The sequence below is a fragment of the Nocardioides sp. zg-1230 genome (genome assembly GCF_013155335.1).
Lineage (GTDB): Bacteria > Actinomycetota > Actinomycetes > Propionibacteriales > Nocardioidaceae > Nocardioides.
On the sequence record NZ_JABJQZ010000004.1, the window covers coordinates 26,991 to 47,516 of the forward strand.

Here is a 20,526-nt window from a genome sequence, read left to right on the forward strand (position 1 = left end):
AATGTAAGTTGCTTTCATGACTGGCGTCAAGAGGCTTCCGGCGGCCCGACCGCACCTGCCGATGCTGATGGGGATGGTCTTCGGACGGCTGCGCGAGCGGCTGGCCGCGGACGCGCCCGACCTGCGGCCCTCCCAGCTGCGCGTGCTGGAGTGGCTGCCGCAGGAGGGGCTGACGATCAGCGAGCTGGCCGAGTGCGCCGAGATGACCACCCAGGGGTGCGGCCAGTTCGTCCGCCAGCTCGAGGCGCTCGGCATGGTGACCGTGACCGTGGCCGACCACGACGCCCGGGCCCGCGTCGTACGCATCACCGACGCCGGCCGTGACGCCCTCGCCCGTGCCGCGGCGGTGCTGGCAGCCTGCGACGAGGCGTGGGCAGCGCAGGTGGGCCCGGAGCGGTGGCGGGTCTTCCGGGAGGTGCTGGAGGAGGTCGCCCTCGACTGAGGGTGCGGCCCTGAATCCGCTGTGGGCGAACAGGGTGGGTCAGCGCGTGGAAGTGTCCGTCCTTCCGGCTAGTGTCGCCAGCGTGAACCAGAACTCCAGCCCAGCCCTCTCGCCCGAGATGAACGGCGCCGGTGGGATGTATGGCCTCGACGACCACATCTACCAGCGCCTCCTCCGTGAGCGCATCGTCTTCCTCGGCTCGGAGGTGCGCGACCAGAACGCCAACGCGATCTGCGCGCAGCTCCTCCTGCTCTCCGCGGAGGACCCGGAGGCCGACATCTTCCTCCACATCAACAGCCCCGGCGGCTCGGTCGACGCCGGCATGGCGATCTACGACACGATGAACTACATCCCCAACGACGTGGCGACCGTGGGCATGGGCCTGGCGGCCTCGATGGGCCAGTTCCTGCTCTGCGCCGGCACCAAGGGCAAGCGCTACGCCCTGCCCCACGCGCGCATCATGATGCACCAGCCCTCCTCGGGCATGGGCGGCTCGGCGTCCGACATCAAGATCCAGGCCCAGCAGTCGTTGCACATCAAGAAGGTGCTGCTCGACCTCATCGCCGAGCACACCGGCCAGAGCGTCGAGCAGGTCGTGGCCGACGCCGACCGTGACCGGTGGTTCACCGCCGACCAGGCCGTCGACTACGGCCTCGTCGACCAGGTCATCACCAGCGCCCGCGAAGCCGCCGACGAGGGCCGCCCGGCCCGGACCAAGGACTGAATCCCATGAACTACTACATCCCGCAGTGGGAAGAGCGCACCTCCTACGGTTTCCGCCGCATCGACCCCTACGCCAAGCTGTTCGAGGAGCGCATCATCTACCTCGGCACGCCGATCAGCGACGACGTGGCCAACGCGGTCATCGCCCAGCTGATGTGCCTGGAGACGATGAACCCCGACACCGACATCAGCATCTACATCAACAGCCCCGGTGGCTCGTTCACGGCGCTGACGGCGATCTACGACACGATGAAGTTCATCAAGCCCGACGTGCAGACCGTGTGCCTGGGCCAGGCGGCCTCGGCGGCCGCGATCCTGCTCGGCGCCGGCGCCAAGGGCAAGCGGATGGCGCTGCCCAACAGCCGCATCCTGATCCACCAGCCCTACACCGAGGGCACGTTCGGCCAGACCTCCGACATCGAGATCCAGGCCAACGAGATCCTGCGCATGCGCGAGCTGCTCGAGAAGATGATCTCCGAGTCCAGCGGCAAGGACATCGAGCAGGTCAGCCGCGACATCGAGCGCGACAAGATCCTGACCGCCGAGCAGGCCGTGGAGTATGGCCTGATCGACGCGGTCATCGAGTCCCGCAAGGGCGCCCCGGCCCTCGCCTGAGGGCGTGCCGAGGCTGAGCCGAGGCTCGAAATGATGGTCGACGACATCTCGTGTCCGGCCCCCGTCCGGGGCCGGCACGGGGTACCGTCGTACGGCCCTTGGTCAAGCACGACTGTGCAAGGTGTGGAGTGCCGGAGCCCCCATCCGGCGAGACTGGAGGACACGACTCGTGGCACGTATCGGTGACGGTGGCGACCTGCTCAAGTGCAACTTCTGCGGAAAGAGCCAGAAGCAGGTCAAGAAGCTCATCGCGGGCCCCAACGTGTACATCTGCGATGAGTGCATCGAGCTGTGCAACGAGATCATCGAGGAGGAGCTCGCCGAGGGCGCCGAGGTCAGCCTCGAGGAGCTGCCCAAGCCCCGGGAGATCTTCGAGTTCCTCAACTCCTACGTGATCGGCCAGGAGCACGCGAAGAAGTCCCTCGCTGTCGCGGTCTACAACCACTACAAGCGCGTCCAGGCCGGGCTGCAGCCCGTCAGCGGCAAGGCCAAGGACGACGTCGTCGAGGTCGCCAAGTCCAACATCCTGGTCATCGGCCCCACCGGCTGCGGCAAGACCTACCTGGCGCAGACGCTCGCCCGGATGCTCAACGTCCCCTTCGCGATCGCAGACGCGACCGCGCTCACCGAGGCCGGCTACGTCGGCGAGGACGTGGAGAACATCCTCCTCAAGCTCATCCAAGCCGCCGACTACGACGTCAAGAAGGCCGAGACGGGCATCATCTACATCGACGAGATCGACAAGGTGGCCCGCAAGGCGGAGAACCCCTCGATCACACGCGACGTCTCCGGTGAGGGCGTGCAGCAGGCACTGCTCAAGATGCTTGAGGGCACGACCGCCTCGGTCCCGCCGCAGGGTGGTCGCAAGCACCCGCACCAGGAGTTCATCCAGATCGACACCACCAACATCCTCTTCATCGTGGGTGGTGCGTTCGCGGGCCTCGAGCAGATCATCGAGCAGCGCGTGGGCAAGAAGTCGCTGGGCTTCACCGCGGAGGTGCGCGGCGCGGCCGAGCGCGAGGCCGACGACCTGCTGGTCCAGGTCCGTCCCGAGGACCTCACCAAGTTCGGCCTGATCCCCGAGTTCATCGGTCGCCTGCCGCTGATCGCCAGCGTGAGCAAGCTCGACCGCGAGGCGCTCGTCCAGATCCTCACCGAGCCGCGCAACGCGCTCGTCAAGCAGTACCAGAAGCTCTTCGACCTCGACGGCGTCGAGCTCGAGTTCACCGACGACGCGATCGACTCGATCGCCGAGGCGGCCCTCGAGCGCGGCACCGGTGCCCGCGGCCTGCGGGCGATCATCGAGGAGGTCCTCCTCTACGTGATGTACGACGTCCCCTCGCGAGGCGACGTCGCGAAGGTGATCGTCACCCGCGAGGTCGTCGAGGACGACGTCGCCCCGACCCTCATCCCGCGCGAGGCCGAGGGCCGGAAGAAGAAGTCCGCCTGACCCCTGGCCCGACATGACCATGGCGATCTAGTCATTTCGGGCTATTCCGGGCCATCGACGCGGGACATGCGTCATGGCCCGGAGAGACTGGCGTCTCGTCAGCATGTGGGAAGGGGACCCCGTGGGGGTTGACCAGAAGCGGCCGCTCGTCGGCTTCGCGCTCGTCGCCGTGCTCTGCGCCGTCCTGATGTCGGTGTCGGTCAGTCGCGGATTCGGCCTCAGCGACATCGTCCGGCCCGGAAAGCCCATCGCCGCGCCGGTCGAGCGCGCCCCGCTCGAGCCGCCGGTGGCGCCCGCTGCGCCCGAGGCGCCGGCCGCCATCCCGGCCGAGCTGAGCGCCCAGCCGCTGGAGGCAGTGGTCGCCGCCGCAGCCGAGCAGGCGTCCCGCGACACGGCGTCGGAGGACACCGACGCGGCGGGCACGTCCGGTGGCTCTTCGAACGACTCCGGCACTGCTGCCGCGCAGTCCTCCGACCCCGCGTCCTCGGACGACGACGGCTCGTCGTCGGCGGACCGCGACGCCGCGAGGGAGGCCGAGAAGGCCGAGCGGGCCGCGCAGCGGGAGGCCGAGAAGGCCCAGCGTGCCGCGGAGCGGGAGGCCGCCAAGGCCCAGCGTGCCGCGCAGCGGGAGGCCGAGAAGGCCCAGCGTGCCGCGCAGCGGGAGGCCGAGAAGGCTCAGCGTGCCGCGCAGCGGGAGGCCGCGAAGGCTCAGCGTGAGGCCGCCAAGGAGCAGCGGGCTGCCGAGCGGGAGGCCGCCAAGGCCCAGCGCGAGGCCGAGCGGGCAGCAGCCCAGGCCGCGCAGCAGGCGGCGCAGAACCCCGGCAACGGCAACGGCAATGGCAACGGCCCCGGCTCGAACAACGGCCACGGGAACGGCAAGGGCTGACGCCCCACCACCGCTCGGCGGTGCGGAGGAGCTCCCGGACGCACGGATCCCCCTCCCGCACCGTCCAGCAGGTGCGGGAGGGGGATCGGTCGTGCTCAGTCCTCGGTGGGCGCCAGGTCGGCGGCGGTGACCCGCAGCTCGGTGGCCGACTCGTCGGTGACGAAGTCCAGGTCACCGACGATGGTGCCGACGGCCCGTAGGTCGTCCTGCGCCTGCTGGGCGGCTTCCACCAGGGATGCCGGGCCGGTGATCTCGACGCGGGAGAGCGGGGCGCGCATCTTGGCCTTGGCCTGCGACTTGGCGCCGCGGATGCCGGTCAGCGCAGCCGCCACCGCGTCGAGGACCAGCGGCTGAGAGGCAGCAGCCGAGCCGAGGTCGGCGGCGGTGGGCCACGAGGCGTGGTGGATGGAGCCGTCCTGCCACCACGACCAGACCTCCTCGGTGGCGTAGGGCAGGAACGGCGCGAGCAGCCGGAGCTGGACGTGCAGCGCGATGGCCAGGGTGGCGCGCGCGGAGTCGGTGCCAACGCCGCCCTCGGCGTCGTACGCGCGCTCCTTGACCAGCTCGAGGTAGTCGTCGCAGAACTCCCAGAAGAACTTCTCGGTGACCTCGAGCGCGGTCGTGTAGTCGTAGGCGTCGAAGGCCTCCGTCGCCCGTCGGACCACGATCTCGAGACTGCCGAGCAGCGCGCAGTCGACCGGGTTGATGACGACGGCCGGGCTGAGCTCGGTGGCGCCGACGTTGCCGAGGACGAACTTCGAGGCGTTGAGCACCTTCATCGCCAGGCGGCGCCCGACCTTCATCTGCGACTCGTCGAAGGGGGAGTCCATGCCGGGACGGCCGATGGCGGCGCGCCAGCGGACGGCGTCGGCGCCGTACTTGTCGAGGATGTCGGTCGGGACGACGACGTTGCCCTTGGACTTCGACATCTTCTTGCGGTCGGGGTCGACGATGAAGCCGGAGATCATCGCGTGCGACCACGGCACGACCTGCTGCTCGAAGTCCGCGCGGACGACGCGGGAGAACAGCCAGGTGCGGATGATGTCGTGCGCCTGGGTGGCCAGGTCGTAGGGGAAGACGCGCGAGAACAGGTCGTCGTCGACGCCCCACTGACCCGCGATCTGCGGGGTGAGGGAGGACGTCGCCCAGGTGTCCATCACGTCGGGGTCGCCGACGAAGCCGCCGGGCTTGCCGCGCTGGTCCTCGGTGTAGCCCTCCGGCGCCTGCGTCGACGGGTCGACCGGCAGCTGCGCCTCGGTCGGCATCAGCGGGTGGTCGTGGTCGGGCTCGCCGTCGGCGTCGAGCGGGTACCAGACCGGGAACGGGATGCCGAAGAACCGCTGGCGTGAGATCAGCCAGTCGCCGTTGAGGCCGCCGACCCAGTTGTCGTAGCGGTGCTTCATGTGGGTGGGGATCCAGGTGATCTCCTCACCCCGGACCAGCATCTCCTTGCGGAGGGCCGCGTCCCTGCCGCCGTTCTTGATGTACCACTGGCGCGTGGCGATGATCTCGAGCGGCTTGTCGCCCTTCTCGTAGAAGTTCGCCATGCGCTGGGTGGCCCTGGGCTCGCCGTCGAGGTCGCCCGACTCGCGCAGCAGCGCGACGATCGCCTCGCGGGCGCTGAAGGTGGTCTTGCCGGCCATCTCGGCGTACGCCGTCGCGGCGCCCTCGGCCCCACCCGAACCAGCACTGAGCCACTCGGGCGTCTCGCGGGTGAGGCGCCCGTCGCGGCCGACGACCGTGCGGACGGGGAGGCTGAGCTCGCGCCACCACATCACGTCGGTGAGGTCGCCGAACGTGCAGCACATCGCGATGCCGGCGCCCTTGTCGGGCTCGGCCGCGTGGTGGGCGAGGACCGGGATCTCGACGCCGAAGACCGGCGAGGTGACCGTGGTCCCGAAGAGGTCCTGGTAGCGCTCGTCGTCGGGGTGGGCGATCAGCGCGACGACGCTCGGGATGAGCTCGGGACGCGTGGTCTCGATGTGGACCGGAGTGCCGTCCGGGCGGTGGAACGCGACGCGGTGGTAGGCGCCCGGGTAGTCGCGTGCCTCGAGCTCGGCCTGCGCGACGGCGGTCTGGAAGGTGACGTCCCACAGCGTCGGCGCCTCGGAGAGGTACGCCTCGCCGCGGGCGTAGTTGCGCAGGAACGCGCGCTGGCTGACGGTGCGCGAGTGGTCGCCGATGGTCGTGTAGGTCGGGTTCCACTGGACCGAGAGCCCGAGCTGGCGCCACAGCGCCTCGAACGCCTTCTCGTCCTCGACGACGAGCTGCTCGCACAGCTCGATGAAGTTGGGCCGGCTGATCGGGACCTGCTTCTTGGCGTCGGGCTTCTCCGGCGGCGTGAAGTCGGGGTCGTAGGGCAGCGTCGGGTCGCAGCGGACGCCGAAGTAGTTCTGCACGCGCCGCTCGGTCGGCAGGCCGTTGTCGTCCCAGCCGATCGGGTAGAACACGGCCTTGCCCTGCATCCGCTGGTAGCGCGCGATCAGGTCGGGGTGGCTGTAGGAGTAGACGTGGCCGACGTGCAGCGAACCGCTCACCGTGGGCGGCGGGGTGTCGATCGAGTAGACGTTCTCCCGCGGCTGCGTGCGGTCGAAGGCGTAGGTGTCCTCGTCGGCCCACCGCTGCGACCACTTGTCCTCCAGCCCCTCGAGCGCCGGACGCTCCGGTACGACGACGGCACGCTGGTCGGTGCTCGCTGTCGTCGGACCAGTGTCCGGGGCCTGGGTGCTGGGGTTCTCAGTCATGCGCCGAGTCTATTGACGGGCCTCCGGCCTGCGAAAACGAGTATCGACGCACGTGCACCGACCCCTAGCGTGACGACATGGCTCTCCCGACTGACGGCGCCTTCGCGCTCGAGTTCTTCGACGCTCCGCAGCCCTTCCTCGACGCGGCCAGTGACGTGCTCGCCGCCGACCCGGTGATGGGGAGCGTCATCGCCAGCGTCACGGAGCGGACGGCGCGCGAGCTCGCGGCCGGGCGTGGCTCCTGGGCGGAGGTCGACGCGCCGTTCGAGCGCTGGTGGGTGGTCGTGCGCGACGCCCCGGGCAGGGTCGTGAGCGCCACCATGCGGACCGCCCCCTTCCCGCCCCACCCGTCCTTCTCGATGCCCATGCCGGACGCGGCCGCCCGCCTGCTCGCCGCGGCACTCCACGAGCGCGGCGAGCTGCTCGGCGGCGCCAACGGTGCCCTCCCCGGGGCCGAGGTGCTGGCCCGCGCCACGGCCGAGCTGGCCGGGGGAGTGGTGGTCGCCGACAAGGCGACCCGCCTGTGGGAGGCCACCTCGGTCACCGTGCCGCCTGCGCCCGAGGGACGCCTGCGGCTCGCGACCGAGGACGACGCCGCCCTGGTGCTGTCCTGGTTCACCGCCTTCCACGTCGAGGCCGACGAGCAGGCCGGACGTGAGCCCGACCCCGCCTCGGGTGAGCACAACACGCTCGACAGCGTGCTGGTCCGCATCCGGGAGGGTGTCGAGTGGCTGTGGGAGCTGCCCGACGGCACGATCGCCCACCTGACGGGCGCGGGCCTGCCGTCGTACGGCGTCTCCCGCATCGGTCCGGTCTTCACGCCCCGAGAGTTCCGCGGGCGCGGGATCGCGTCGTACGTCGTCGGCGAGCTGACGCGGCGCGGCCTGGCTGCGGGCCACCGGATGTGCCTGTTCACCGACCGGGCCAACCCCACCTCCAACAAGATCTACGCGGCGCTGGGCTACGAGCCGACGGTGGACATGGCCGAGCACGTCGTCCGGGTGCCCGGCGACGAGTCGTCGCAGGGTGCAGCGGGTCAATAGACTCGGAGGGCGATGACTGACGCCCACGACACTGCCCCCGACGCCCCCCGCCTCGCCGAGACCTTCGCCGAGGTCGAGGACGCGCTGCTGTCGCGCTGGCCGGAGACCAGGCTGGAGCCCAGCCTCGACCGGATCGAGGCCTTCACCGAGCTGCTCGGTGAGCCGCAGCACTCCTTCCCCTCGATCCACCTGACCGGCACCAACGGCAAGACCAGCACCAGCCGGATGATCGAGACCCTGCTGCGCGCCCTCGACCTCCGCACCGGCCGCTTCACCTCCCCGCACCTCGAGCGGATGAGCGAGCGGATCAGCATCGACGGCGAGCCGCTGGACGACGAGGCGTTCGTGCGCGCCTTCAACGACGTCGCCCCATACACCCATCTCGTCGACGCCGAGCAGGACCACCCCCTCAGCTTCTTCGAGACGATCGTCGCCATGGCCTTCGCCGCCTTCGCCGATGCGCCCGTCGACGTGGCCGTGGTCGAGGTCGGCATGGGCGGCAGCTGGGACGCCACCAACGTCATCGACGCCGACGTCGCCGTGGTGCTGCCCGTCGCCGTCGACCACGCCAAGTACCTCGGCGAGGACGCGGTGACCATCGCGGCCGAGAAGGCCGGGATCATCAAGGCCGGCTCCGTCGCCGTGCTGGCCGAGCAGACGCCCGAGGTCGCCGCCGTGCTCCTCGAGCGCGCGGCCGAGGTCGGCGCGACGATCGCGCGCGAGGGCATCGAGTTCGGTGTCGCCTCGCGCACCCCCGCAGTCGGCGGACAGGTCGTCTCCCTGCAGGGCCTGCGCGCCCGGTACGACGACGTGTTCCTGCCGCTCTACGGAGCCCACCAGGCCCAGAACGCCGCCGTGGCGCTCGCCGCTGTCGAGGCGTTCGCCGGGACCGGCGTCCTCGACGACGAGGTGGTGCGCGCTGCGTTCGCCGAGGTCACCTCGCCCGGCCGGCTCGAGATCATCCGGCGCAGCCCGACCGTGCTGCTCGACGCCGCGCACAACCCGCACGGCGCGGAGGCCGTCGCGGCCGCGCTCGAGGACTCCTTCTCGTTCAGCCCGCTGGTCGGGGTCCTGGGCGTGATGGAGGACAAGGACCACGAAGGCCTGCTGGCGGCGTTCGAGCCCCACCTCGCGCACGTGGTGTGCACCCAGAACTCCACCCCGCGCTCGATGTCCGCCGCGGCCATCGGGCGAGCCGCTGCCGAGATCTTCGGCGAGGACCGCGTCAGCGTCGTCCCCGACCTCGCCGACGCGATCGACCGGGCCGCGACCCTGGCCGAGGCAGGGGAGGCGATCGATGTCTCGATCGGCGCCGGCGCGGTGCTCGTCACCGGGTCGGTCGTCACCGTGGGCGAGGCCCGCTCCCTGCTGAAGGGACGCCGATGAGCGAGGAGACCCCCGACCCGGTGCCGACCAACACCGAGCGCTCGCCGCGGCGCGGGATGGCCGCCGCCGTCCTGAGCCTCGAGGCGATCACCCTCGGCCTGACCACGCCCGTGATGATCACCATCGCCGACGTCCCGGCCGGCACGGCCGTGACCGTCGGTCTCGGCCTCGCGGTCGTGTGCCTCCTGCTGGCCGGGATGCTGCGGGCCGAGTGGGCCTACCTCGCCGGCTACGTCGTGCAGGTCGCGGCCATCGCCCTGGGCTTCGTCGTCCCCGTCATGTTCGGCCTCGGAGCCGTCTTCGCCGCGCTCTGGACGGCCGCGGACCTCCTCGGCCGGAAGATCGAGCGCGAGCGCGCCGCCGCGTGGGCGGCGTACCGCGCGGAACAGGGCTGAGCCTCCTCGCTAGGCTGCCCCGCATGACCGACGTCCAGCGTTCCCTCGTCCTCGTCAAGCCCGACGGCGTGCGCCGCGGCCTCTCGGGCGAGGTCCTGCGCCGGATCGAGGCCAAGGGCTACACGCTCGCGGCCGTCGAGCTGCGCACCGCGACCCCGGAGATCCTCGCCGCGCACTACGCCGAGCACGAGGGCAAGCCGTTCTACGGCCCGCTCGTGGAGTTCATGCTGTCGGGCCCCGTGCTCGCGGTGGTGATCGAGGGCGAGCGCTGCATCGAGGGCTTCCGCTCGCTCGCCGGCGCCACCGACCCGACCGTGGCCGCCCCCGGCACCATCCGCGGTGACCTCGGCCGCGACTGGGGCGTGGCCGTCCAGCAGAACCTCGTGCACGGCTCGGACTCCGAGGCCTCCGCCGCCCGCGAGATCGGGATCTGGTTCAGCGACCTGGCCTGACGCCAGCCGCGTGTCCTCCCGGGAAGACCCGCTCCCGCTCCTTAACCTGAGCGTGGGTCGGCAGCCTCGCCGTCCCCTCTTCCCGAGTACGACCCGACCTGCAAGGGCAGCAGCGGCAATGGCACTGAATGGCACAACAGGGGGCTTCATCGGCCGCGACATGGCCGTCGACCTCGGCACCGCCAACACGCTCGTCTACGTCCGCGGCCGGGGCGTCGTGCTCGACGAGCCGTCCGTCGTGGCGATGAACACCACCACCGGCGAGGTGCTGGCGGTGGGCCACGAGGCCAAGCGGATGATCGGTCGCACACCCGACACCATCGCTGCCATCCGCCCGCTCAAGGACGGCGTGATCGCCGACTTCGAGGCGACCGAGCAGATGCTGCGCTACTTCATCCACCAGGTGCACCGCCGCCGCTACTTCGCCAAGCCGCGCATGGTGATCTGCGTGCCGAGCGGCATCACGGCCGTCGAGCAGCGCGCGGTCAAGGAGGCCGGCTACCAGGCCGGCGCCCGCAAGGTCTACATCGTCGAGGAGCCGATGGCGGCCGCGATCGGCGCCGGGCTGCCCGTCCACGAGGCCACCGGCAACATGGTCGTCGACGTGGGCGGCGGCACCACCGAGGTCGCGGTCATCAGCCTGGGCGGCATCGTCACGAGCCTGTCGGTGCGCACCGCCGGCGACGACCTCGACCAGGCGATCATCGCGTGGATGAAGAAGGAGTACTCCCTCATGCTGGGGGAGCGCACCGCCGAGGAGATGAAGATGACCCTCGGCTCCGCCTTCCCGCTGCCCAGCGAGCCCGACGCCGAGATCCGCGGGCGCGACATGGTCTCCGGCCTGCCGCGCACCGTGGTCGTCTCCAGCTCCGAGCTGCGCCAGGCGCTCGAGGAGCCGCTGCACAGCATCATCGACGCCGTCCGCACCACCCTCGACCAGACGCCGCCCGAGCTCGCCGGCGACATCATGGATCGCGGCATCGTCCTCACCGGTGGCGGCGCGATGCTGCGCGGCCTCGACGAGCGGCTGCGCCACGAGACCGGCATGCCCGTCCACGTCGCGGAGGACCCGCTGTCCTCGGTGGCCTACGGCGCCGGTAAGTGCGTGGAGGAGTTCGAGGCGCTCCAGCAGGTCCTGGTCTCCGACCCGAGGCGCTTCTGATGGGGGCCTTCGGGGGGCACGAGGGTCGCGAGCGGCGCTGGACCGGCCTCGACCGGCTCGAGTCGCGCAACCGCCCGCCGCGCTCGCTGCTGGTGGCGCTCGTCCTGGCCAGCGTCACGCTCATCACCCTCGACGTGTCCGGCGGGGCCAGCTCGCCGATCGAGCCGGCGCGACGCGTGGTGGGGGAGGCCTTCGGTCCCGCCGAGACCGGCGTCGCCGCAGCCGTGCGCCCCTTCACCGCCGTGCCCGCGTGGTTCCGCAGCAAGGGCGACCTCGCCGACCAGGTGCGGGACCTCGAGGCCAGCAACGCCGAGCTCAAGGGCCAGGTCGAGCTGGCCGGCTTCGACCGCAACCGCCTCGAGCAGTACGACGGACTCACCACGGCCGCGGAGGACCTGGGGTCGGCCCTCGTCCCGGCCCGCGTGGTCGCGCTGGGCTCGCGCCAGTCGCAGAGCTTCACGGTCACCATCGACGCCGGCTCGGAGGCCGGCGTCGGTCCCGACATGACGGTCGTCAACAACGACGGCCTCGTCGGCCGGGTGCTGCGGGTCACCCGCACCACCGCCACCGTGCTGCTCGTCATCGACCCCGACTCGACCGTCGGCGGTCGCGTCGGGTCGAGCATGGAGATCGGGTTCGTCACCGGCAGCGGGTCGCTCGACCAGGAGTCGGGCCTCGACCTGCGCCTCGTCGACGACGCGTCGGTGCCCGCTCGCGACGACACCGTCGTGACGTGGGGCAGCACGACCGGCCCCTACGCCCCGGGCGTGCCCATCGGCACCATCACCGAGGTCTACAGCTCGCTGCGCGAGGCCTCCCAGCGCGCGGTGGTGAAGCCCTTCGTGGACTTCTCCGCCCTCGACGTCGTCGGCGTGATGGTCCCGAGCGGCGTTCGGAGCGACCGCGCCCTGGTCGAGGCCGACGGGAGCCTGCGATGAGCTACCTCCGCTGGCTGGCCGCCCTCGCCGCGGTCGTCGTGGCGCTCGTCGTGCAGGTCACCCTCTTCCCGCACGTCGCGTGGCACGGCATCGTCCCCAACCTCTGCCTGCTGGTCGTGGTCGCGGCGGCACTGACCGTCGAGGCGCCGTTCGCCCTGGTCCTGGGCTTCGCGGCCGGGCTCACCCTCGACCTCGCGCCACCGGCCGACCACGTGGCCGGTCGCTGGGCGCTCGCACTGACGGTGGTGGCGTTCCTCGCCGCCCGGGTGCGCCAGGACCAGAAGCCGACCGCGCTCGCCGTGGTCGGCACCGTCGCCGCGGCGTCGTTCGTGGCGACGTCGTTGTTCGCGCTCTCGGGCGTGCTGCTCCAGGACCCCGCCATGTCGGTCGCCGGGCTGCTCGAGGTGGTCCTGGTCGCTGTCGCGTGGGACGTGCTGCTCACCCCGTTCGTGCTCCCGCCGCTGATGAAGCTCTTCACGCGCCTCAGCCCGCAGTGGGCCGCCTCGTGAGGCCTGCCACCCGGGGCAGGGGCGACCGGAGCCGCCTGCGGCTGGTGGTGGTGCAGGCCCTCGTCTTCTCGCTCTTCGCGACCCTGTTCGTCCGGCTCTACTACCTCCAGGTCATCGGCGGCGAGTCCTACCAGGCGCAGGCCGCCGACCAGTCCGTGCGCGACATCGTCGTCCAGCCCCAGCGCGGGCTGATCGTCGACAACCAGGGCCGACCGCTCGTGGCCAACCGCACCTCGTGGGTCATCTCGATGGATCGCACGCTCCTCGGCAAGCTGGAGGAGCGCCAGCGCACCGAGCTGGTCCGGCGCGTCTCCGTGGTCGTCGACGCCCAGCCGGCCGACGTCGAGGCCCGCCTCGTGACGTGCGGCGACCCCGGAAGCGTGCGCGACGTGTGCTGGAACGGCTCGCCCTACCAGCCGGTGCCGGTGGCCACCGACGTACCGAAGAGCGTCGCCCTGCAGGTGCTCGAGCAGCCGGAGGACTACCCCGGCGTGCTGGCCGAGCAGCAGAACGTCCGCTCCTACCCGCGACCCTTCGGCATCAACCTCGCCCACGTGCTGGGCTACCTCAGCCCGGTCACCGAGGAGGAGTACGACCTCGCGGCGGAGCGCGACGACCGCTCCCTCAACGGCGCGTCCGTCGTCGGCCGTGCCGGGGTGGAGAAGCAGTACGACGAGTGGCTGCGCGGCCTGCCCGGATACCGCCGCGTCGCGGTGGACTCCATGGGCCGCGTCCTTGGCGACGACTCGCTCGTCGACAGCACGCCCGGCGACACGCTCGTCACCTCGATCGACGCCAAGGTGCAGTCGGTCGTCGAGCGCCAGCTGGCCGAGCGGATCGCCTTCCAGCGCACGCAGCTCGACACGGTGACCGGCCGCAAGTACGTCGCCGACTCCGGCGCCGCCGTCGTCCTCGACGCCAAGACCGGACGGGTGGTCGCGATGGCCAGCCAGCCGACGTACGACCCCGACGTGTGGACCGGTGGCATCAGCCAGGAGCAGCTCAAGAGGCTCTACTCCGAGAAGGCCGGCACGCCGCTGCTCTCGCGCGCGACCCAGGGCCAGTTCGCCCCCGGGTCGACGTGGAAGCCGTTCATGACGGCCGGCGCGCTGACCAACGGCTACTCGATGGACACTGCGCTGCCGTGCTCCTCGGGCTTCCAGGTCGGCAACCGGGTGTTCAAGAACTACGAGTCCGGCGCCTACGGCAGCATCGGCTTCGCCAAGGCGCTCGAGGTCTCCTGCAACACCTTCTTCTACCGCATCGGCTACGACTTCTGGCAGCGCTTCGGAAGCGACCCGGCCGACATCGACGCCAAGGACCCGCTGGTCGAGGAGGCCAAGGACTTCGGCTTCGGCTCCCGCACCGGCATCGACCTGCCCGGTGAGGCGCCCGGCCGGATCGCCGACCGCCATTGGAAGCAGGCCTACTACGAGTCACAGAAGGACTACTACTGCGAGCTCAGCGCCAAGCCGCAGACCGACGACACGAGCGACTTCGTCTACAAGTTCGCCCGCGAGTTCTGCCTCGAGGGCAACCTCTACCGCGCCGGCGACGCCGTGAACTTCTCCATCGGCCAGGGCGACACGATCGTCACGCCGCTCCAGCTCGCCCGCGGCTACGCCGCGCTGAGCAACGGCGGCACCCTCTGGGCGCCGACCGTCGCCAAGGCGATCGTCAGCCCCGAGGGCAAGGTGCTGCGCCGCATCGCCCCACGCAAGGTCGGCGAGGTCGACGTCCCGAAGAAGTACCTCGACTACATCGACGGCGCCCTGGAGAACGTCTCCCGGGTGGGCACGATGGCCTGGAAGCTCGTCGGCTTCCCCATCGACGACGTCACCATCCGCGCCAAGACCGGCTCCGCGGAGGTCTACGGCAAGCAGTCGACCGGCTGGGTCGCGTCCTACTCGAAGGACTACGTCGTGGTCATGATGATCAGCCAGGGCGGCACCGGGTCGGGCTCCACCGGCGAGGGCATCCGCGCGATCTGGGAGGCGCTCTACGGCGTCGAGGGCGAGACCGTGCGTCCGGCACGCGCCGCCATCCCGGGCACCGTGCCGCCGGCCAGGCTGCCGCAGTTCCTCGAGGACGGGTCGATCATGCCGCCCGTCCCCGGCACGGCAGCAGACAAGGGAGGGGAGTGAGCCGATGACCGTCCTGTCCACCCGGCCCACCGGTCGTCCTGCCCGGCCCCTGCGCGCGGCGACGAGCCTGCGCGCCCCAGGACTCGACTGGCTGCTGATGCTGGCCGCGCTGGCGCTCGTCACCCTCGGCACCCTGCTGGTCTGGTCGGCCACCTCGACCCGCGCCGACCTGACCGGCGGCGACCCCAACGCCTACCTGCGCAAGCAGCTGGTCAATGTCGCAATCGGTTTGGTGCTGATGGTCGCCGTCCTCGCCACCGACCACCGGTGGGTGCGCATCCTCGCGCCGCTGGCCTACCTCGCCAGCGTCGGCGGCCTGGTCATGGTGCTCGTGGCCGGCAGCACGATCAACGGGTCCCGGTCGTGGATCCAGCTCGGCGGCATGTCGATCCAGCCCGCGGAGTTCGCCAAGCTCGCCGTGGTGATCGGCATGGCGCTCGTCGTGGCCGAGCGCACCGAACGACGGTGGGGCCGGCGCGTGGGCAGCCTCGAGGTCGTCGTCATGCTCGCGATCGCCGGGGTGCCCGCGGCGCTGATCCTGCTCCAGCCGGACCTCGGCACCATGCTCGTGCTGTCGGCGACGGTCTTCGGCGTGCTCGCGGTGGCCGGCGCCGGCCGGCTGTGGCTCGCGGGCCTGACGCTCGGCGCGGTCGGCGGCGCCGTCGTGGCGGTGTCCATGGGCGTGCTCAAGCCCTACCAGGTCGACCGTTTCCTCGCCTTCACCAACCCCGGGCTCGACCCGCGCGGCGCGGGGTACAACGTCGAGCAGGCGCGCATCGCCGTCGGCAACGGCGGCCTCCTCGGCCAGGGCCTGTTCGACGGGTCCCAGACGCGTTCGGGGTTCGTGCCCGAGCAGCACACCGACTTCATCTTCACCGTCGCCGGCGAGGAGCTCGGCCTGGTGGGCGCGGGCGTCCTGATCCTGCTCGTCGCGGTCGTGATCTGGCGCGCACTGACGATCTCCGCCCAGGCCCCCGACCTCTTCGGCCGCGTCGCCGCTGCCGGTATCGCCTGCTGGTGGGGGTTCCAGGCCTTCCAGAACATCGGCATGTGCCTCGGCATCATGCCCGTCACGGGCGTGCCGCTGCCGTTCGTGTCCTACGGCGGCAGCTCGCTGTTCGCAGGCATGCTGGCACTCGGCCTGCTGCAGAACATCCACCTGAGGTCGGCGGGCCCGCTGCGTCGATGAGCGGGGGCCGCTGAGCCTCGCTGAGCCCCGCTGAGTAGGCCGCACCACCCGCGTCGACGTAACCTTGAGGGTCGACGCGGCCGCCGTGCCCGTCCTTCCCTGGTCCCGAACCGTGTCCCCAGCCATGTCGAGGTGTTGCTGTCATGTCCGTCGCGTCGGTCTTCCCGCGCCTGGAGGCGAGGCTTCCGTCGGTGCAGAAGCCCATCCAGTACGTCGGTGGCGAGCTCAACTCGGTCGTCAAGGACTGGGACTGCGCGGAGGCGTCGGAGACCGGCGGCCCGACGGTCCGCTGGGCGCTGATGTACCCCGACGCCTACGAGGTGGGCCTGCCCAACCAGGGCGTGCAGATCCTCTACGAGGTGCTCAACGAGCGCGACTGGATCCTCGCGGAGCGCACCTACTCGGTGTGGCCCGACATGGAGCAGGTGATGCGCGAGGGTGACGCGCAGGGACCGATCCCGCAGTTCACCGTCGACAGCCACCGCCCGGTCGGCGCCTTCGACCTCTTCGGCCTGAGCTTCTCGACCGAGCTCGGCTACACCAACATGCTCAACGCCCTCGACCTGGCCGGGATCCCGCTCCACGCGGTCGACCGCGGTGAGGACGACCCGGTCGTGATCGCCGGCGGGCACGCCGCGTTCAACCCCGAGCCCATCGCCGACTTCGTCGACGCGGCCGTGCTCGGCGACGGCGAGGAGGTCGTGCTCGCCATCTCCGAGGTCGTGCGCGAGTGGAAGGCCGAGGACCGTCCGGGCGGTCGCGAGGAGCTGCTGCGCCGGCTCGCGGTCACCGGCAACATCTACGTCCCGCGGTTCTACGACGTGGCCTACGCCGCCGATGGCTCGATCGAGGCCGTCGTGCCCAACCGCCCGGGCATCCCGTTCCGGGTCCGCAAGCACACGCTGATGGACCTCGACCAGTGGCCCTACCCGGCCAACCCGCTCGTGCCGCTGGCCGAGACCGTGCACGAGCGCTTCTCCGTCGAGATCTTCCGCGGCTGCACCCGCGGCTGCCGCTTCTGCCAGGCCGGGATGATCACCCGCCCGGTGCGCGAGCGGTCCATCGAGACCATCGGCGACATGGTCGAGAACGGCATCCGCAAGTCGGGCTTCGAGGAGGTCGGCCTGCTGTCGTTGTCCAGCGCCGACCACACCGAGATCGGTGATGTCGCCAAGGGGCTGGCCGACCGCTACGAAGGCTCCAACGTCTCCCTGTCGCTGCCCAGCACGCGCGTCGACGCCTTCAACATCACCCTGGCCAACGAGTTCTCCCGCAACGGGCGCCGCTCGGGCCTGACCTTCGCTCCCGAGGGTGGCTCGGAGCGGATGCGCAAGGTGATCAACAAGATGGTGAGCGAGGACGACCTCATCCGCACCGTCGCAGCGGCGTACTCCCACGGCTGGCGCCAGGTGAAGCTCTACTTCATGTGCGGCCTCCCCGAGGAGACCGACGAGGACGTGCTCGCCATCGCCGACCTCGCCAAGCGCGTGATCAAGACCGGCCGCGAGGTCTCGGGCCGCAACGACATCCGCTGCACCGTGTCGATCGGCGGGTTCGTGCCCAAGCCGCACACGCCGTTCCAGTGGGCCCCGCAGCTCGACCACGAGGCCACCGACGAGCGGCTGCGGCTCCTGCGCGAGGTGGTCCGCGAGGACAAGAAGTACGCGCGTGCGATCGGCTTCCGCTACCACGACGGCAAGCCCGGGATCGTCGAGGGCCTGCTCTCGCGGGGTGACCGCCGTGTCGGCCGGGTCATCGAGGAGGTCTGGCGCGACGGCGGCCGCTTCGACGGCTGGAGCGAGCACTTCTCCTACGACCGCTGGATGACCTCGGCGGAGAAGGCGCTGGCGGGCACCGGCGTCGACGTCGACTGGTACACCACCCGCCCGCGTGACTACGACGAGGTGCTGCCGTGGGAGCACCTCGACTCCGGCCTCGACAAGGACTGGCTGTGGGGCGACTGGGAGGACGCCCTCGCGACCGCAGACGGCGCCGACATCGAGATCGAGGACTGCCGCTGGACGCCCTGCTACGACTGCGGCGTCTGCCCGGAGATGGGCACGGAGATCCAGGTCGGCCCGACGGGCCAGAAGCTGCTCCCGCTCTCCGTCGTGTGAGGGTGGTCTGACCTCGGGCCTGCCCGGCGGCGGTCCCGGCTTGGGATAGCCTGACGCGCGCACGGAGCAGGTCCGGCGCGCACCGCGCGCGGCAGCAAGGCAGGCAGCAGGCGGAGGAGACAGGGTGACCCAGGACGCGACGACGGCGACGGGCGAGTCGGAGGTCGAGCGGCTCCGCCGCGAGATCGCCGAGGTCCGCCACGAGCTGCTGCTGAGCCGCGACCAGGTCATCGGCAGCGACGCCGAGGTCGGTCGGGTCAACCGCGACCTGACCCGGCTCACCCAGGAGCTGCGCTCGACCACCCGCAAGCTGCGCCGCACGACCGCCCGCCGCGACGAGCTCCAGCAGCGCCTCGACCGCTCCCGCAAGCGCCAGGAGGAGCAGGTGCAGCGCCTGCGCAACCGGGTGGCCCAGCTCGAGGGCGAGCTGTCGGCAGCACGCACGTCGTTCCCGCGACGCGTCGCGCGCGCCGTGCGCCGGCGGCTGCGGTGAGCCCGGCACGGGCGGGCAGCCGCGGGGAGGCCCCGCTCTTCTCCATCGTCACACCTGTCTTCGACCCGCCGATCGAGGTGCTCGAGGAGACGATCGCCTCGGTGCTCGCCCAGGAGCACCGCGACTGGGAGTGGATCTTCGTCGACGACGCCTCGACCGACCCGCGCGTGGTGGGCACCATCACCCGCCACATGCTCGCCGACGAGCGGATCCGGCTGCTCGAGCGCGACGTCAACGGACACATCGTGGCGGCGTCCAACGACGGCATCGAGGCCGCGCGTGGCGAGTTCATCGTGCTGCTCGACCACGACGACCTGCTGACCGCCGACGCGCTCGCGGTCAACGCGCGCTGGATCGCCGAGCACGACGACGTCGACTACCTCTACTCCGACGAGGACAAGGTCGACGACCGCGGCCGCACCTACGGCCGTTTCGCCAAGCCCGACTGGTCCCCGGAGCGGCTGCGCGGCCAGATGTACACCTCGCACCTGTCGGTGATCCGTACATCGGTGGTGCGCGAGGTCGGCGGCTTCCGCGAGGGCTACGACGGGTCACAGGACCACGACCTGGCGCTGCGCGTGGGTGAGGTCGCCCGCCGCGTGGTGCACATCCCTGAGGTGCTCTACCACTGGCGTGCCGTCGCCGGGTCCGCGTCCGCCGCGATCGATGCCAAGCCGTATGCCACCGTCGCGGGTCAGCGCGCGGTGCAGGACCACCTCGACCGCACCGGGGTGCCCGCCCGGGTCGAGCAGGGCGCCGAGCCCGGCCGCTACGTCATCCACCGCGACCTCGACCCGGGCATCCGCGTGTCGGTCGTCATCCCGACACTCGGCCAGAGCGACCTCGTCTTCGGGCGGCGGCGGGTGATGGTCGTGGAGGCCGTGCGCTCGCTCCTGGCCCGCACCGAGCACCGCGACGTCGAGGTGGTCGTCGTCCACGACGCCCCGACCCCGCCCGAGGTGCTCGAGCAGCTGCGCGAGGTGGCCGGGGACCGGCTGGTGCTGGTGCCCTACGCCAAGCCGTTCAACTACAGCGAGAAGATGAACCTCGGCGCCGTCGCCGCCACCGGCGAGCGGCTGGTGCTGCTCAACGACGACGTCGAGGTGATCTCCGATCGCTGGTTGGAGAACCTCGTCGCGCCCCTCGACGACCCCCGGGTCGGGATGACCGGCGCCAAGCTCTACTTCGCCGACAGCACCGTCCAGCACGCCTGCCACGCCTACTGGGGCACCCACTACCGGCACCCGTTCCGGTTCTGGACACGGGACGAGGCCGGTCCGTTCGGCGAGCTCGTGGTCAACCGTGAGGTCAGCGGCGTCACCGCGGCCTGCGCGGCGATGAGGCGCGAGACCTACTTCGAGGTCGGCGGCTTCACCGAGACGCTGCCGGCCAACTTCAACGACGTCGACCTCTGCTACAAGGTCCGCCACGTCGGCCGCTCGATCGTGTGGGTCGCCAACTGCGAGCTCTTCCACTTCGAGTCGCGCACCCGCGAGGGGAAGGCCGAGGCGTGGGAGCGCTACGCCGTCGTACGCCGCTGGGGGATCCCCGAGGAGGACCCGTTCACACCGAGTGCGGTTGCCTCTCCGATGATCGATCCGCACCGGATCCTGCGGGAGCGGATCCGTGAGGCCGATCCCGGCCTTCGAGCCCCTGCCGCAGTGCCGCCGCCACCACCCAGGTGAAGCCGAGGGACGCCGCCAGCCAGACCAGCGTGGCGTCCGGCGCGGAGCTCCACCACCACTCGAGGTCGTCGCCGAAGATGATCTTCGAGACGTCCAGACCCGTGACGTAGCGCCGGATCTGGATGTGGAGCGAGACGGCGTGGGTGAGACCGA

18 protein-coding genes are annotated in these 20,526 nt (G+C 71.0%); 17 read left to right on the forward strand and 1 reads right to left on the reverse strand.

Annotation, left to right across the window (positions count from 1 at the left end; genetic code table 11):
• Nucleotides 1-16 precede the first annotated feature (16 nt).
• The 5 genes from HOO61_RS12100 to HOO61_RS12120 all read left to right on the forward strand — a co-directional run bounded on the left by HOO61_RS12100 (nucleotide 17) and on the right by HOO61_RS12120 (nucleotide 4,116).
• Nucleotides 17-442: a MarR family winged helix-turn-helix transcriptional regulator gene (locus HOO61_RS12100; protein WP_172258983.1), complete on the forward strand. Its 426-nt coding sequence runs from the start codon at nucleotides 17-19 to the stop codon at nucleotides 440-442.
• A gap of 136 nt (nucleotides 443-578) precedes the next feature.
• Nucleotides 579-1,166, forward strand: coding sequence for an ATP-dependent Clp protease proteolytic subunit (locus tag HOO61_RS12105; RefSeq protein ID WP_299925124.1), 588 nt, complete (start codon nucleotides 579-581; stop codon nucleotides 1,164-1,166).
• 5 nt (nucleotides 1,167-1,171) lie between these two features.
• Nucleotides 1,172-1,780, forward strand: coding sequence for an ATP-dependent Clp protease proteolytic subunit (locus HOO61_RS12110; protein WP_172258984.1), 609 nt, complete (start codon nucleotides 1,172-1,174; stop codon nucleotides 1,778-1,780).
• A 169-nt stretch (nucleotides 1,781-1,949) separates the two neighbouring features.
• Nucleotides 1,950-3,230, forward strand: coding sequence for an ATP-dependent Clp protease ATP-binding subunit ClpX (clpX, locus tag HOO61_RS12115; RefSeq protein WP_172258985.1), 1,281 nt, complete (start codon nucleotides 1,950-1,952; stop codon nucleotides 3,228-3,230).
• A 121-nt stretch (nucleotides 3,231-3,351) separates the two neighbouring features.
• Nucleotides 3,352-4,116 (forward strand): hypothetical protein, encoded by a 765-nt coding sequence (locus tag HOO61_RS12120; RefSeq protein WP_172258986.1) that lies wholly within the window; start codon nucleotides 3,352-3,354, stop codon nucleotides 4,114-4,116.
• Nucleotides 4,117-4,211: 95 nt separating this feature from the next.
• Here the strand turns inward: HOO61_RS12120 and valS are convergent, their stop codons facing one another.
• Nucleotides 4,212-6,860, reverse strand: a complete 2,649-nt coding sequence (gene valS, locus HOO61_RS12125) for a valine--tRNA ligase (RefSeq protein ID WP_172258987.1) — start codon at nucleotides 6,858-6,860, stop codon at nucleotides 4,212-4,214.
• A gap of 77 nt (nucleotides 6,861-6,937) precedes the next feature.
• Between valS and HOO61_RS12130 the strand changes: the two genes are divergently transcribed.
• The 12 genes from HOO61_RS12130 (at nucleotide 6,938) to HOO61_RS12185 (ending at nucleotide 20,373) form a co-directional block, all read left to right on the forward strand.
• Nucleotides 6,938-7,903, forward strand: a complete 966-nt coding sequence (locus HOO61_RS12130) for a GNAT family N-acetyltransferase (RefSeq protein WP_172258988.1) — start codon at nucleotides 6,938-6,940, stop codon at nucleotides 7,901-7,903.
• Between the two features lie 12 nt (nucleotides 7,904-7,915).
• Nucleotides 7,916-9,289: a folylpolyglutamate synthase/dihydrofolate synthase family protein gene (locus HOO61_RS12135; protein ID WP_172258989.1), complete on the forward strand. Its 1,374-nt coding sequence runs from the start codon at nucleotides 7,916-7,918 to the stop codon at nucleotides 9,287-9,289.
• Nucleotides 9,286-9,684 (forward strand): DUF4233 domain-containing protein, encoded by a 399-nt coding sequence (locus HOO61_RS12140; protein WP_253942384.1) that lies wholly within the window; start codon nucleotides 9,286-9,288, stop codon nucleotides 9,682-9,684. Before HOO61_RS12135 ends, HOO61_RS12140 begins: the two co-directional genes overlap by 4 nt.
• 23 nt (nucleotides 9,685-9,707) lie before the next feature.
• Nucleotides 9,708-10,136 carry a nucleoside-diphosphate kinase gene (gene ndk, locus HOO61_RS12145; RefSeq protein WP_172258990.1) on the forward strand — a complete coding sequence of 143 codons (429 nt, stop codon included), beginning with the start codon at nucleotides 9,708-9,710 and terminating at the stop codon, nucleotides 10,134-10,136.
• A gap of 118 nt (nucleotides 10,137-10,254) precedes the next feature.
• The gene (locus HOO61_RS12150; protein ID WP_172258991.1) at nucleotides 10,255-11,298 is read left to right on the forward strand and encodes a rod shape-determining protein; all 1,044 of its coding nucleotides are present in this window, start codon (nucleotides 10,255-10,257) and stop codon (nucleotides 11,296-11,298) included.
• Nucleotides 11,298-12,236, forward strand: a complete 939-nt coding sequence (gene mreC / locus HOO61_RS12155) for a rod shape-determining protein MreC (protein ID WP_172258992.1) — start codon at nucleotides 11,298-11,300, stop codon at nucleotides 12,234-12,236. The genes HOO61_RS12150 and mreC overlap by 1 nt, the downstream gene beginning before the upstream one ends.
• The gene (mreD, locus tag HOO61_RS12160) at nucleotides 12,233-12,745 is read left to right on the forward strand and encodes a rod shape-determining protein MreD (protein ID WP_172258993.1); all 513 of its coding nucleotides are present in this window, start codon (nucleotides 12,233-12,235) and stop codon (nucleotides 12,743-12,745) included. The genes mreC and mreD overlap by 4 nt, the downstream gene beginning before the upstream one ends.
• The gene (gene mrdA / locus HOO61_RS12165; protein WP_172258994.1) at nucleotides 12,742-14,889 is read left to right on the forward strand and encodes a penicillin-binding protein 2; all 2,148 of its coding nucleotides are present in this window, start codon (nucleotides 12,742-12,744) and stop codon (nucleotides 14,887-14,889) included. The genes mreD and mrdA overlap by 4 nt, the downstream gene beginning before the upstream one ends.
• 4 nt (nucleotides 14,890-14,893) lie before the next feature.
• Nucleotides 14,894-16,078 carry a rod shape-determining protein RodA gene (gene rodA / locus HOO61_RS12170; RefSeq protein WP_172258995.1) on the forward strand — a complete coding sequence of 395 codons (1,185 nt, stop codon included), beginning with the start codon at nucleotides 14,894-14,896 and terminating at the stop codon, nucleotides 16,076-16,078.
• A gap of 143 nt (nucleotides 16,079-16,221) precedes the next feature.
• Nucleotides 16,222-18,195 carry a TIGR03960 family B12-binding radical SAM protein gene (locus tag HOO61_RS12175; RefSeq protein WP_172258996.1) on the forward strand — a complete coding sequence of 658 codons (1,974 nt, stop codon included), beginning with the start codon at nucleotides 16,222-16,224 and terminating at the stop codon, nucleotides 18,193-18,195.
• Between the two features lie 124 nt (nucleotides 18,196-18,319).
• Nucleotides 18,320-18,688 carry a hypothetical protein gene (locus HOO61_RS12180; protein ID WP_172258997.1) on the forward strand — a complete coding sequence of 123 codons (369 nt, stop codon included), beginning with the start codon at nucleotides 18,320-18,322 and terminating at the stop codon, nucleotides 18,686-18,688.
• Nucleotides 18,685-20,373, forward strand: coding sequence for a glycosyltransferase (locus HOO61_RS12185; protein WP_172258998.1), 1,689 nt, complete (start codon nucleotides 18,685-18,687; stop codon nucleotides 20,371-20,373). The genes HOO61_RS12180 and HOO61_RS12185 overlap by 4 nt, the downstream gene beginning before the upstream one ends.
• The last annotated feature ends 153 nt before the right edge of the window (nucleotides 20,374-20,526 follow it).

Coding starts and splice junctions, on each gene's coding strand:
- HOO61_RS12100 (WP_172258983.1), top strand. CDS start 17: ATGACTGGCGTCAAGAGGCTTCCGGCGGCCCGACCGCACCTGCCGATG.
- HOO61_RS12105 (WP_299925124.1), top strand. CDS start 579: ATGTATGGCCTCGACGACCACATCTACCAGCGCCTCCTCCGTGAGCGC.
- HOO61_RS12110 (WP_172258984.1), top strand. CDS start 1,172: ATGAACTACTACATCCCGCAGTGGGAAGAGCGCACCTCCTACGGTTTC.
- valS (WP_172258987.1), bottom strand. CDS start 6,860: ATGACTGAGAACCCCAGCACCCAGGCCCCGGACACTGGTCCGACGACA.
- HOO61_RS12130 (WP_172258988.1), top strand. CDS start 6,938: ATGGCTCTCCCGACTGACGGCGCCTTCGCGCTCGAGTTCTTCGACGCT.
- HOO61_RS12135 (WP_172258989.1), top strand. CDS start 7,916: ATGACTGACGCCCACGACACTGCCCCCGACGCCCCCCGCCTCGCCGAG.
- HOO61_RS12140 (WP_253942384.1), top strand. CDS start 9,286: ATGAGCGAGGAGACCCCCGACCCGGTGCCGACCAACACCGAGCGCTCG.
- ndk (WP_172258990.1), top strand. CDS start 9,708: ATGACCGACGTCCAGCGTTCCCTCGTCCTCGTCAAGCCCGACGGCGTG.
- HOO61_RS12150 (WP_172258991.1), top strand. CDS start 10,255: ATGGCACTGAATGGCACAACAGGGGGCTTCATCGGCCGCGACATGGCC.
- mreC (WP_172258992.1), top strand. CDS start 11,298: ATGGGGGCCTTCGGGGGGCACGAGGGTCGCGAGCGGCGCTGGACCGGC.
- mreD (WP_172258993.1), top strand. CDS start 12,233: ATGAGCTACCTCCGCTGGCTGGCCGCCCTCGCCGCGGTCGTCGTGGCG.
- rodA (WP_172258995.1), top strand. CDS start 14,894: ATGACCGTCCTGTCCACCCGGCCCACCGGTCGTCCTGCCCGGCCCCTG.
- HOO61_RS12175 (WP_172258996.1), top strand. CDS start 16,222: ATGTCCGTCGCGTCGGTCTTCCCGCGCCTGGAGGCGAGGCTTCCGTCG.